This window comes from uncultured Alsobacter sp. (genome assembly GCF_945952055.1).
GTDB lineage: Bacteria > Pseudomonadota > Alphaproteobacteria > Rhizobiales > Beijerinckiaceae > Alsobacter.
Map to the genome: position 1 here is coordinate 156176 of NZ_CAMFHB010000009.1, position 12746 is coordinate 168921.

Here is a 12746-nt window from a genome sequence, read left to right on the forward strand (position 1 = left end):
AATGGCGCGATCACGCGAACGGTTGGGCGACGTAGTTGCCGGTTGAAAAGCCCATAGATTCAAAGTTGGTGTTGACCTAACCTGCTTGAAAAGGGGGTGGACTTGGCTAGCAATGACGTAACAGCAGTCGAAGGGGAAACTGCGTGGGCGACGGACCAATTGGCTCTCGCTGCCGCGATGACTGCACTTCTGAAGGACCACGCGGGCCTCGGTATCCGCCTGAAGGAGGTCCCGTTCGACTGGACGTCTGGGATGCACCGGCTCACAGGTAGCTTCCACTACATCACCTTCGCTGATGGCGTTCCCACGGTTCAGGAATTTGTCGAGTACCTTTATGACTGCCTGATCCCGTACTGCCTGCCAAAGAGCAAGGTCCGGGATGCGCTACAGGGGATCGACCCCGTTCTCGATTATCACCGCATCGTCAGACTTGGCGACGATGCGAAGAGCTTGTTTATCAAGGCGAAGAATCAACTCGAGTCTGGTGGAGAGCCGGGAGAGCTAATCCTCTATGCTTTGCTGGAATGGGTGCTAAAGGCACCGCGTCTGGTCTCGAAGATGTACTTGAAGACTAATAGCAACATGCCCGTTCACGGCACGGATGGCATTCATCTTGGCTACGACGAAGCCAAGGATGTTCTGACCATCTATTTTGGCGAGTCTAAAATATACCAGAGCTTTTCGTCGGCGGCTGACGCTGCGTTCACCTCTATGGCCGAGCTCCTGGCGAATGCCGGTCAGATCTCTCGTGAGATTGAGATCCTGAACAACCTGTCCGACCTCAACAGCTTGGACCCGGCGTTTCGGGCGAAGATCGCGGACTATATCAACCCGTACTCCACGTCGAAGCTAACGCTGCAAAAGCGTATCGTTCACGCATGCCTGCTTGGCTTTGAGTATGCCGCTTACAACCGCATCCTTGATCTTGAACCCGACAAAGTCGCATCGGCATTCGAGGAAAAGTACAAGAAGAGGATCGGCAGCGCCTGCCGCGTGATCGAGCGCCACTACGGCAAGCGCCTGCCGGTAACCACGAACCTGCATCTCTTCCTTCTGCCGTTCCCGTCCCTAAAGATCTTCAGGGCGGCCTTCTATGAGAAGCTCGGAGTGGCGGCATGAGCTTCGTGGACGGGCTTTGCGAAACGATCAGCGGCGATCCCCGCTTCGCGGCCGACTATGAGGCCATACTGCGTCAATCGATTTTGAGCGGCGCGGGCTTCGCTGACGGCCCTGCGCTTGAAGAAGAAGTCCTGCGGCGGCTCCTTCAAAGCGCTACGATATTCGCGCAATCTGAAGAAGCGGAATGGCGGCAGCTCGCCTATCGCATTAGTGTCGGATCGCTAGCCTACAGCGAAACTCTCGCCGGGATCAGGGGTGCGTCCAGACTTGTCCTGGCGCGTCTTGGAAATTACCCCGCGATCAAATTCGCGTTCAAGGGCGAGGCGGAGCCAAGGACGCTCACTGAAGGGGTGTTTTACGAGATCCTCGGCCGTCAGCTGGACAATACCGTGCACATTGGCGAGCGCAGCGCCGTCCTTACCGACATGCAACGGGCGGTCTGGGAGGCCTTGGTGTCTGGCTCCTCGCTGGCGCTTTCCGCGCCCACCTCGGCGGGCAAATCGTTTGTGTTCCTAGCGTATATTGAACATCTAAAGCGAACGCGTCCGAACGCTAACCTAGTCTATCTTGTGCCGAGCCGCGCCCTGATCAGCCAGGTTGCCACGGATTTGCGCGCAGCAAGCCTCGACAATGCGTTCGAGGTGACGACGGTGCCGATACCGGCAGCGCCGACTGATTTAGGCACGCCGATCTATGTGCTCACGCCGGAACGGCTCCAGGTGCTCTTTCATACGGCTCCTGACCTCAGCTTCGACGTGGCGATCGTCGATGAGGCGCATCTTATCGGCGAGGGCTCCCGGGGAGTGGTCCTGCATTCAGTCTTGCAGGACCTGCAACGGCGTCACCCCGACATGCAGTTCCTGTTCTCGTCCCCGCAAGTTCGAGAACCGGCCGTCTTCGGCACGGTGGTCGGCCGCAAGAGCGTCAAGGTGGTCAAGACCAAAGACTCCCCCGTCGCCCAGAACATCATCCTGCTGAACCGCAGAGCGAGCGACGATAAGAAGATCGATATGCTGCTATGGCGGGACGGCGAGAAGACCCCGCTCGCGGAGATCGATGCCGCGATCCCCATCTACAATTCCCATGATGGGCTCGTGTATCTGAGCTGGGCTCTTGGAAATGCCTCTCAAAGCCTCGTTTACGCTGTGGGTCCTGCGGCATGCGAGGATATCGCTTTCAAGATCAAAGAGCTGTCGCAAGATCCGGCGGTTGCTGAGGTGGTGCCTTCCTCCGGACCCGGTGAGCTATCTGTACAGGTTCGCAAGGACCTGACTGCCTTTGCGAAAGAGGCGGTCCATCCGAGCTACGTGCTTGCTGAAACCGTGGAGGGCGGCGTCGGCTTCCACTATGGCCGCATCCCTCCGCTGCTGAGGAACGCGGTTGAGAGTGCCTTTGCTGACGGGCATCTCGACTACATCGTCTGCACAAGCACGTTGCTGCAGGGCGTTAATCTGCCCGCGCGTAACGTGTTTATGCAGAACCCCCATAAAGGAGAAGAGAACCCGATCGAACCCGTCGATTTCTGGAACCTCGCGGGACGTGCCGGTCGCCTTGGTCGGGACTTCCAGGGGAACGTCTTTCTCGTCGATTACGATGAGTGGGAATCGAGTCCGCTCTCCGGGCCGAAGGATGAGCCCATCAAGCCGTCGCTTGAGACCACCCTGACCGACACCTCGGCCGAGCTGCTGGAGTATATAGCGGCGACGGACCGTCCATCGGGCGAGTCTCCGCATTTGGAAGCCGCCTTCTCAAAGCTCCTTCGCGATCGTCGGCAAGGGCAGCTTGACGATACCCTTGACCTCCTCAGCGGATTGTCGCCGCAGACACGGGCGGGCATCACCTCCGCCCTGGCGATCGCTGACAATCATATCGGTTTGAACGTGGAAACGCTGGCGGCCAGCCCTCAGATTTCGGGGTACCGGCAGCGAGAACTCTACGATTATATGATCGAGAAGATCGGGCAAAAGGGTCCCGACTATCTGATCCCGCTGCATCCTATCGCGGGGTGGAAGGAAGCGCTCGACAAGCTGCGACCGGTTTTTGCCCGGGTGCACAAATATCTTGAGCTAAAGAGCGGCCAGCATCATCGGTACTGGGCTCCTTTGGCTCTTCGCTGGATGCGCGGTGAGCCGCTGCCGATGATCATCGAGGAGGCGATCAAGTACCACAAGAGCCAGGGGAAGAACCGGTCCAGCCGGACGGTCATCCGAGAGGTGCTGACGGATGTGGAAAGCAGTCTCCGGTTCAAATACGTGAACATGCTGGGCTGCTACGGAGCTGTGCTGAAAGAGGCCCTGATCGCAACCGGACACGCTTCTCACGTTGCAAAGATACCGGCGCTGCCCCTGTATCTGGAGCTTGGGGCAGCATCGCAAACGATGATCCAGTTTATCAGCCTCGGTCTCTCTCGCCACACGGCGCACATCCTGTCCGGCCTGACGATTAACAGGGATATGGATCTAGGATCAGCGCGACGCTTCCTCTCCCGGCTGACACCCGAGACAGCAGGGCTATCGCCTTACGTGGCAGGGGAACTGAGACGAGTGCTTCAAAACGTCTAAGCACGCACGTGGACGAAGCGGGACAGTGGAAAACTGTTCAGGGATGCGAGTTAGTCTGCCAGTCGCGGTGCAGGTTGCCGCTGGCAAAACGTAGGTCCACTTCCGGCGTCTTTCCGTACGAATGCAGTCTGTCAGCAACCGGCCCCGTTGCTGTCTCCAGCCCGCGGGAGCTCGTGGATAGGGTCTTTGACCTGTGAGATTTACGTGACACCGCATTTTGCAAACGATAGTAAAGGTGCGGCGGGGGAGCATGTAATACGTTGCTATCAGCATGTCCCCGTTGACGGTTGGACCATGAGGGGCTCAATGGCACAAGACGCCGATATTGCTGAGCAGTTCGAGAAACATCTTAACAGTCCGAAGCAAACTTGGCTTCTCGGAGCGGGTGTCAGCTATCCTGCCAATATTCCGCTGATGTATCCGTTGACTGATCGTGTAATGGAACTGGCAAGGGGCGACCTTTTCGCAGCCGACGCCGACGCCCTTCGCGTTCTGGATTTTGTTGTCCGGGATTGCGCTGAAACCTCACATATCGAGCATCATCTGACTCACCTTGGGGATCTCATTTCCATCGCTGAGCGATCGCGTACCGGCGGCATAGATATTGGCGGAGGACGCGTTTCAAAGGAGAAGCTCGAAGAAGTCCATCAGGGGCTCATTGAGCAAATCGCGTCGACCGTAAGATGGGGTTATCGGGCAGCGCGTAAGAACGACGAGGGTGAGATAGTCTCCGAAGCGCAAGTAGGTAGCCAGAGCGGCGCCATCATAGACATCTCAGGACACCGGAAATTTGTCGAAGCCGTGTTCGGCACCAGTCGTGCTGGCCTCGATTTTGTACGAACGCCCGTTGAATTCTTCACCACCAACTACGACACATTACTGGAAGACGCCCTCGCGTTAGCCGGGATCGAGTTCCAAGATGGATTTATCGGCGGCGGCGTCGCGTTCTGGAATGCTCGGAATTATGCGAGCCAAACAGGGACACGGGCCGTCGTATCGAAACTGCATGGCTCAATCGACTGGTATAGACCGCGTTCTGGCACGACAAATTTGCTGCGAGTAAGGCATGGGGACACCTATCCAGGCGATGGCGGCTCGGTCATGATCTATCCGCAAGCGACCAAATATCTGAATACGCAGCGTGATCCTTTCGCCGAAATCTTTCAAAGATTCCGGCAGCGGCTATCCCATGGAAGCGATCACGTCCTGCTCGTTTGCGGCTACTCTTTTGGAGACGAGCACATTAACGCTGAGATCGAAATTGCTATGTCTTCTTCGAGAAATCAGTTGACTATAATTGCTTTCAATGACGAGCCGAACGGAGAACTGCCCGCGACCGTAAGGGAATGGCAGTCGAAATCTTGGAGTCAACGGCTTTTTGTTGCGAGTCCGAAGGGCATCTACCAAGGATCAATAGGGCCAGTCTTTCCCATTGAAGAAGGAAAGCGGGACTGGTGGACTTTTGATGGAGCGGCAACGCTTCTTGCCAGCGGACTTCCAAAGGACATTCAGGACGCAATGGCATGAGCGCATTTCTTCTGGATACCGATTTGGAGATTGGCACAGTCTTCGAGGTTGCTGGTAGCGCCATAAAAATCGCGCTCAAGCGCGACATCACCGAACTTACTAGGAGCCATAGCGGACGAGTTTATGACGTAGGCCAAATAGGCAGCATTGTGAAAATGCACCTTGGGCGTAGAATTCTATTCGCCACTGTAAGACTCCTGCGGCTCCAATCTGATGAAGAAGCGGCGGCGCTTTCAACGACTCAGGGCAAGTCTTTCGATCAAGACCGCAGGGTCATAGAGGCCGACATGCTTGGTGAAGCATGGTTTAACCCCGCAGAGAAGGAACTCTCCTTCAAGCGCGGGGTTTCGACATACCCTCTACCGCTTCAAGCGGTGCATCTGATCACCAAGGAAGAGACCGACAAGTTATTTGCCAGCGCAGAGAAGGCATCCGAGGATGGCGCAGACCGATTAGTGACCATCGGTTCTTATGTAGGAGCGACGCGCGTATCTTGTCGTGCCAATATGGACAAGCTTTTCGGCCACCATTGCGCAATCCTCGGCTCTACGGGGTCTGGAAAATCTAGCGCGGTAGCAGCCGTAATCCACTCGATTTTAGAGCATCAATGCCGACCCGAGCAGAGCACCAGACCTTGCATCATTCTGATTGACCCGCACGGAGAGTATGCTTCCGCGTTCGGCAACAGGGCCAAAGTCTTTCGAGCATATGATGCGCTGGGGAATAACCCCGATGACGTGTCCACGCTGAAACTCCCGTACTGGCTCATGTCGAGCGACGAGTTCCGCTCGCTCGTTATCGGTAAAACGGAATTCGAAGCCACGTCTCAGGCAAACACTGTCTATAAGGCGCTTGCCCACGCACGAATGGTGGGTGCTGGTCTAGCTCGCAGCGCGGCTGGCGGAATCCCTGCTGATCTTCCGCCGGGACAACATCCAGAACAACCTATGCCCATGGCCGGAGTGAACGAAGATCACCTCGTATCGTTCGACCGTGATAAACCTCGTCCCTTCACCCTCTCTGAGTTCGAAACTCACATTAGAGAGCGTCAGGCGAAGCGCAACGGTCCCAATTGGACCGACGTGACGGCGTCGGATTTCCAAAAGGACTATGCGTCGATACTGAACAAGTTTCGCGTGCTCAGGACTGACCCCCGGGTTCAGTTCCTTATGGAAGAGCATGGTCCGGACGCACCGAGCCTTCCTGACGTTTTGTCTCAGTTCCTGAATGTGGATGGAGCGGACGATGCCTGCTTGAAGATCATAGACATTTCAGGATTGCCTAACGAAGTGGCCGGACCATTGACGGGCGCAATCGCGCGCCTGCTGTTCCAATACAAGCTCCACCAGACGCGAGAAGAACGCGAACGAGACCCTGTGCTGTTCGTTTGCGAGGAGGCGCATCGCTACGTACCAAATCGTGGCGACGCTCAGTACGAGGTGGCGCAAACAGCGGTACGAAGGCTTGCGCGCGAGGGACGCAAATACGGTCTTGGCCTTATGCTTGTCTCGCAGCGACCGTCCGACATCGAGGATACGGTTATATCCCAATGCAATTCGTGGATCGTGTTGCGCCTCGCAAACAGCACTGATCAAGAACACGTTGCCCGCATCTTGCCGGACAGCCTAGCAGGTATGACCAAAGTGCTCTCTTCGTTGCCTAGGCAAGAGGCGCTTTTCGTTGGTGAAGCAGCGGCCATTCCTTCTCGGATAAGGCTGCGAACTCTCAGCCGAGACCAGTTACCGAATTCACACGATATTTCCTTTGCTGAAGGCTGGTCCTCAGAGGGCACGACAGCGGCGACGTTGGCAACGATTGTAGGAAGAATGACCGCTTTCTGAAGATAGCTAGCGATGAATCTGGGCAGGCGCGGCTGCCGCCGCGTCTCATCTGATCGTTACCAAGAAGGTTGCTAAGGGCTTTGCCCTCGCGCCAGCAAGGTAAGTGGAACCGCCCGGGGCGGTATCCCCAGCCTTCCGCGCCCAATGGGCTTGTGCAGGCCGGGTGATCCCCCTCCACCCCGGCCGCCCTTGCTCGTTGCTACCCCAGTCTCGGCGACGGCCAGAAGGTCAGGCGCGGCGTTCCGCTTCGCTGACCTTCAGACCCGAGGATCAGAGACATGACCAACGTATCCGACAGCAACCCCCGCACCTATGTCGCCTGCCTTGCCGCCTACAATAACGGCTATCTGCATGGGGCTTGGATCGACGCGGATCAGGACGCGGACCAAATCCGGGACGAGATTGCCGCGATGCTTGCCCGTTCCCCTGTCGAGGACGCGGAGGAATACGCCATTCACGACTATGAGGGCTTCGAGGGCCTCAGCATCTCCGAATATACCGGCATCGACACCGTGGCGCGGATGGCCGCTTTGATCGCAGAGCATGGCGCACTTGGCGCGGGCCTGCTGGAGCATTTCAGCGGCGACATGGACCAAGCCGAATCAACGTTGGAGGATTGCTATCATGGTCAGTTCGCCAGCCTCGCCGACTACATGGAGGAATTGACGACCGAGAGCATCACGATCCCCGAGGCGCTGCGCTACTATGTCGATTGGGAGGGGATGGCGCGCGACGCCGAGATGGGCGGCGACCTGTTCACTATCGAGACGGCGCACGGCGAAGTGCATGTGTTTTCCAACAGGTGAAAACATGACTGCCTGTCCGTGCTCATACGGGCAGGCATCGCGAAAGCACGGCTGTCGCCAACCCAAAAGCACCAAAAATGATCGGGTTGGCGGCTCAAGGTATCTGCTTTGAGCGGCTTCTATATTTCCCGTGATCCTTGAACCTCCTTTTGCCGGGCGCTGCCCAGCATCCCGGCTTGGGGAGGTGACGCCATGCTCAGCATCGATTGGCGATCACCGGCGGCATATGGGCACACAAAGCATATCCCGGCCGCTGGTTTCGCTTGGGAATATTTGCGCCGCAACGACGAATATCGTCGGGACTGCCAGACCATCGCATTGACCGGAGGGGCGGCTGCCAGCGACCTTGAAGCGTTCGCGCATCGCTGGGGGGTGCGATTTCCCGTGCGATCCCGACGCGCCGCATGATCGGCAATCGCCAATCTGGAGCCCGCGCTTTCAACCGCAAGCCGTGATGTTGTCGCCGGTCGTTCACAAGGGCGACGACACCGAACCGATATTGACGTTGGCGCATCTCGACGGCCTCGACCTGCGCCGCGCCGCCGATGGCTGGCACGGTATCTGGCATGTGGATGGCGTCGCGCACCAATTCTGGCTGCCCGAGACGGTGCCCGCCGCCGCCTTCTATGCCGTGACCCTGCCGATGGATTCCTTTCTGGAGCTGCGTGCCCACGCCGCACGCCGTCTTTGGCGGTCCCTTAACGGCCGTGCGCCCGGTCCCGATTTTCGGGCAGTCCCCGCCCAACTCCGGCAATGGCACAACCTGTCCCTGCGCGCGCTCGACGCCCGGCTGCATGGCGAGAGCTATCGTACCATCGCTGAAGTCCTGCTCGGCTTTCGCGGCACCAAGGAAGACTTTGAGAACGATCCGCGCAAGAACAAGGCCCGCCGCCTGGTCGCGCACGGTAATAAGATGATGCGCGGCGGCTATCGCCTTCTGCTCCACTATCCGATCAAGCCCGGCAAGCGTTGATTGTGTGGGCATTGCGCTCACGCCCTGTTGGCTGCCGCCTGCTCCAGAATCTTCCGATAGCCCTCACGCGATAGCCATTGCGCGCGTTCGAGATGGCTTTGCCAGCAACGATAGGTCCGAAGTTCATAGGCGACCGGATCGCGGTGCAGCACGATGCGCGCGACTTCCTTCCAGTGCGCGCCCTCGGCCTTGGCATCGAGAAGGCGCAGATAGGTGATGTAATGCTGTTCGTCATAGACGGTTATGGTGTCGCCTGTCGGCGCTTCGTCATCCACATCGGGATCGAGTTCGACGGGTGTTCGCATGGTCATTCCCCGTATCGGAGAGAGCTTTGTCTGCGGTACGCCCCCGCAAACGATTCTCTCTGACTCTTGGTGATCGGGGAGTTCGAAACCGCTGTTACACGGCCCCATGGCCTTTAGCTCGGAAAGCCTGTTGTATACGCCACAGGCTCCCCGACCATAAGGTCAAGGAGTGTGGTGCCGTGACGGCCGGCACCAACCGGTAACAGAGGGGTTTCGACGCCCCGGAGCAGCGCGTCTGCTCCACCCGCATTCTTAGCCGAACCGCGTGCGAATGTCTTCGCCTATTCAGCACGGCAGGCGATGAGTCGCTGAAATCCCTCATCTATTGGCCGCGCATCGCCCCGAGAGGGGGTGCCGCCAGCGCATAGGCGCAAATGCGGCACGCTACGCGCCGCCGGTCTCTCGCCATGGTTCGCCACAGTCCGCTGCCGCCCTCGGCAGCCCAATCCCGACTGGAGGTGATCCATGCCCAACCCGCTTGCGGGCCTGCCGCCGCGCCTGTTGCGCACCAAGGAAGCCGCGCGCTTCCTCGGCATATCCATCCGAACCCTTGAGAAGCATCGCACCTATGGCACCGGACCGACCTATCGCAAGGTCGGCGGTCGCGTCCTCTACACCGTCCGCGATCTGGAAGACTGGAGCGCGGCTGGCGAGCGCAAATCCACCCGCGACAAGACCGCCGGCACGGTCTTTCCCGCGCGTCCGCTTACGCCCGAGGAACGGGGCAACTGCTAGATGCTGCGCGAGGACGATCATGCCCCCGCGCAGCCGACCGAGGACAGCGAGCGCAGCCGCCTAGACCCCTTCGTGGTCGCAACGGGCGACGCGCCGCCGCGCGACCAGCGCGACTTGATGGAGCGGCCATTCTTCTCGCTGGCGAAGACCCCGCGCACCAAGCCGATTCTCTACAAGGCCGCCGACATAGAGGTGCAGGTGTTCGGGATGCCCGAGCACGGCATGGCGACCATATGGGACGCCGATGTGCTGATATGGGCGGCCTCGCAGATCGTCGCGGCCGAGAACAACGGCCTCACCACGTCGCGCTTTGTCCGGTTTACGCCCTACCATCTGTTGCGCGCCATCGGGCGGCCGACCGGCAATCACCAATACCGGCTTCTGAAAGCCGCACTGGCGCGGCTGCAATCGACCGTCATCGCCACCACCATCCGCAACGGCCCGCATTGGCGTCGCCGGCAATTCTCATGGATCAACGAGTGGGAGGAAATGACGACGCGCGCCGGCCGCGTCGAGGGCATGGAGTTCGTCCTGCCCGAATGGTTCTACAACAGCGTCAACGACCGCTCGCTGGTCCTGACCATCGACCCGGCCTATTTCCGGCTGACTGGCGGCATCGAGCGATGGCTTTACCGAGTCGCCAGAAAGCACGCCGGACATCAGCGCCACGGCTGGATTTTCGAGGTCGCGCACCTCCACCAGAAATCCGGCAGCCTCGCCCGGCCGTCCGATTTCGCGCTCGACCTGCGCCGGATCGCGGCCCGTCAGCAACTCCCCGGCTACCTGCTCCAGATCGAGTGGGAAGACGGCCGCGAGCTGCTGCGCATCCGGCCCGGAAACCTGTCAACAGGCACTGTTGATAACCCTGTTAATGCCATCGGCAGATCAGGCGCACGGGGTATCGGCACATCAGGCGCATCACTATCGGCAGATCAGGCGCACGAACCGCAGCTAACGCTTTGGCCTGAAAAGCGGAATCCGACCGCTAACTTGTCTAACAGAGAATCTAACTCTTTTTCTTTGACGCGCGCGCAGGCGAAGCGTGGTGCCGGTTCTGCCCGAAGGGGCGAGCCATGACGGTCGCGCTCGACGCGCTGCGCCCGCGCAGCCCCCAGCACATCACCGGAGACGAACAATGACCCGTCGCGCTCATCGCAGCGCGCACGGCCGTCCGCTGCCGGACAGGCCTGCGCCCTTCACAACATTGGTTGAGCTGACCTTCGAGAAACGCAAGGTCGAGCACTGGATACGCTTCGGCCGCAAGAGCTATGAACAGATCATCGACCGCCGCCGCAGCGTCGTCGGCTTCGCACCGGGCAGCGTCTTTGCCTTCGTGCGATGGGCGAAGAGCGAGCACGGCACTGTCGTTTCGCGCATCGACATTGTGCGCGCCATCGGTCGGGGTGAGCCGTTCCAGACATTGCCCTTCGTCCGGCCCGGCGGCGAAATCCTGCTGCGCCTCGATAGCTGGTCCAAGGTGCAGCGCGCGTTTGCAGCTATCGACGCCGTGGATGAGCTCGGCCTCGATCCGGCCGACGCCTCGCCGGAGCATTGGCGGCACGTCCACAACCGTTTGACCGCCAATCTGGAGCCGCACGCCTACACGCCCGAGCGACATGCCGCTTGGCTTCATCGCCGAAGGATCGACCCATGACGCGCCGCCTTACCCTTACGGTGACGGCGCTGGCGGTGCTCGGCATCACCGCCGCAAGCGCGGTCGAGACGCCATTGAGGCTCATCTGGAACGCCACGGCCAGCGCGCCAGTCGGGTTCTACACCGTCGAGCCGGCCCACCGGATCGACGTGCCCGAGCTGGTCGCCATCATGCCGCCCGAACCGCTCGCCGCCTTCATGGTCGAGCGCGGCTATATCGCGCGCGGCGTCCCGCTGTTGAAGCGCGTCTTGGGCCTTCCGGGACAGCGGGTTTGCCGCTTGCGATCTACGATCACGGTGAACGGGATCGAGATGGGCGAGGCGCTGGAGCGCGACAGCCTCGGCCGCGATCTGCCCGTCTGGCAGGGCTGCCGCGTCATCGGCGACGACCAGCTTTTCCTCATGAATTGGGAAGTCCGCGACAGCCTCGACGGCCGCTATTTCGGACCCATCCCCGCAGCTTCCGTCATCGGCCGAGCGGTCCCGCTCTGGACCGATGAGGAAGGCGTCGGCCGCTACGAGTGGCGCGCGCCGACGCACTGAAACCACCCCCCGAAAATCAACCGCAGGAGATTTCCCATGGCAGAAATAGGCACCTTCACCCGTACCGAAACCGCCTATGCGGGCGAGCTTCATTCGTTCGGCCTCCACGAAAAGCTGTTCATCGTCCCGGCCAAGCCCAGCGACGTAAAAAACGCGCCCGACTATCGCCTGCGCCTCGAAAGCGAGGACGGCCCGGACGCCGGCCCCGCATGGAAAGACTCCAGCGATAACGCTGGCGAGTTCGTGTCGATGAGATTGGAGGGACCGATCTTCCCGTTCCCGATCCGCGCCAAACTGTCCCAGTCCAACGACGATCCTTCGGTCTGGACGCTGCGTTGGAAGCACCCCCGGAAAGTCGAGGACGAGGAATGACGGCCGCGCGCGTCCGGCCTGCCATTCGGCCCAAGACCGTCATCCCTTTGCTCGCGGAAAAGCCGTCTCATCCCTTCGTCCCGCACGGCCAGCGGACGGCCGGCGCGCGCAGCGAAGCTCAGGGGCGGCCATCGGCCGGCGCTTGCGCCTTGCCCTTGACCGAAGCGAGCACGCTGGCAGGCTGGCGGCGAAGCGGAGACAGGATTGCATGGCATTGTGCCGTCCTGATACTGGCCGGCACGCTTTCCGTCTGCGTCGGATCGGGCGTCGCGGTCGCGCAATCCGCGCCCGTCGAGCGCCCGGCCGCCGCC

Annotated in this window: 14 protein-coding genes; 12 read left to right on the forward strand and 2 right to left on the reverse strand. The window is 59.9% G+C overall.

Translation table 11 applies throughout. The features are described 5' to 3' along the window. The first annotated feature begins 102 nt into the window (after positions 1–102). From Q0Q47_RS09705 to Q0Q47_RS09735, 7 genes are all read left to right on the forward strand, one after another. The gene (locus tag Q0Q47_RS09705) at positions 103–1119 is read left to right on the forward strand and encodes a DUF1837 domain-containing protein (protein WP_183788621.1); all 1017 of its coding nucleotides are present in this window, start codon (positions 103–105) and stop codon (positions 1117–1119) included. After that, positions 1116–3680, forward strand: coding sequence for a DEAD/DEAH box helicase (locus Q0Q47_RS09710; protein WP_183788619.1), 2565 nt, complete (start codon positions 1116–1118; stop codon positions 3678–3680). The genes Q0Q47_RS09705 and Q0Q47_RS09710 overlap by 4 nt, the downstream gene beginning before the upstream one ends. 306 nt (positions 3681–3986) lie before the next feature. Continuing rightward, positions 3987–5207: an SIR2 family protein gene (locus Q0Q47_RS09715; protein WP_183788617.1), complete on the forward strand. Its 1221-nt coding sequence runs from the start codon at positions 3987–3989 to the stop codon at positions 5205–5207. After that, the gene (locus Q0Q47_RS09720) at positions 5204–7048 is read left to right on the forward strand and encodes an ATP-binding protein (protein ID WP_183788615.1); all 1845 of its coding nucleotides are present in this window, start codon (positions 5204–5206) and stop codon (positions 7046–7048) included. Before Q0Q47_RS09715 ends, Q0Q47_RS09720 begins: the two co-directional genes overlap by 4 nt. A gap of 278 nt (positions 7049–7326) precedes the next feature. Beyond that, positions 7327–7854 (forward strand): antirestriction protein ArdA, encoded by a 528-nt coding sequence (locus Q0Q47_RS09725; RefSeq protein ID WP_183788613.1) that lies wholly within the window; start codon positions 7327–7329, stop codon positions 7852–7854. 192 nt (positions 7855–8046) lie between these two features. Next, positions 8047–8262, forward strand: a complete 216-nt coding sequence (locus tag Q0Q47_RS09730; protein WP_183788611.1) for a DUF6499 domain-containing protein — start codon at positions 8047–8049, stop codon at positions 8260–8262. A 46-nt stretch (positions 8263–8308) separates the two neighbouring features. Beyond that, positions 8309–8827 carry a DUF2285 domain-containing protein gene (locus tag Q0Q47_RS09735; RefSeq protein ID WP_183788609.1) on the forward strand — a complete coding sequence of 173 codons (519 nt, stop codon included), beginning with the start codon at positions 8309–8311 and terminating at the stop codon, positions 8825–8827. 17 nt (positions 8828–8844) lie between these two features. Here the strand turns inward: Q0Q47_RS09735 and Q0Q47_RS09740 are convergent, their stop codons facing one another. Next, positions 8845–9132 (reverse strand): DUF2285 domain-containing protein, encoded by a 288-nt coding sequence (locus tag Q0Q47_RS09740; protein WP_183788607.1) that lies wholly within the window; start codon positions 9130–9132, stop codon positions 8845–8847. A 465-nt stretch (positions 9133–9597) separates the two neighbouring features. Here Q0Q47_RS09740 and Q0Q47_RS09745 point away from each other — a divergent pair, with 465 nt between their 5' ends. Genes Q0Q47_RS09745 through Q0Q47_RS09765 form a run of 5 tightly spaced genes read left to right on the forward strand, consistent with a single transcriptional unit; the run spans position 9598 to position 12435 of the window. Beyond that, positions 9598–9867 carry a helix-turn-helix domain-containing protein gene (locus Q0Q47_RS09745; protein WP_183788605.1) on the forward strand — a complete coding sequence of 90 codons (270 nt, stop codon included), beginning with the start codon at positions 9598–9600 and terminating at the stop codon, positions 9865–9867. Further along, entirely contained in the window at positions 9868–10944 is a 1077-nt protein-coding gene (locus Q0Q47_RS09750) for a replication initiator protein A (RefSeq protein WP_293858093.1), read from the forward strand. Between the two features lie 58 nt (positions 10945–11002). Then, positions 11003–11521, forward strand: coding sequence for a DUF2840 domain-containing protein (locus tag Q0Q47_RS09755; RefSeq protein WP_183788601.1), 519 nt, complete (start codon positions 11003–11005; stop codon positions 11519–11521). Further along, positions 11518–12063 carry a S26 family signal peptidase gene (locus Q0Q47_RS09760; protein ID WP_293858098.1) on the forward strand — a complete coding sequence of 182 codons (546 nt, stop codon included), beginning with the start codon at positions 11518–11520 and terminating at the stop codon, positions 12061–12063. The genes Q0Q47_RS09755 and Q0Q47_RS09760 overlap by 4 nt, the downstream gene beginning before the upstream one ends. A gap of 36 nt (positions 12064–12099) precedes the next feature. Beyond that, positions 12100–12435, forward strand: a complete 336-nt coding sequence (locus Q0Q47_RS09765) for a DUF736 domain-containing protein (RefSeq protein WP_183788597.1) — start codon at positions 12100–12102, stop codon at positions 12433–12435. Between the two features lie 118 nt (positions 12436–12553). Here Q0Q47_RS09765 and Q0Q47_RS09770 read toward each other — a convergent pair. Next, positions 12554–12746 (reverse strand): hypothetical protein (locus tag Q0Q47_RS09770; RefSeq protein ID WP_293858101.1); only part of this gene is annotated, 193 nt, incomplete at its 5' end.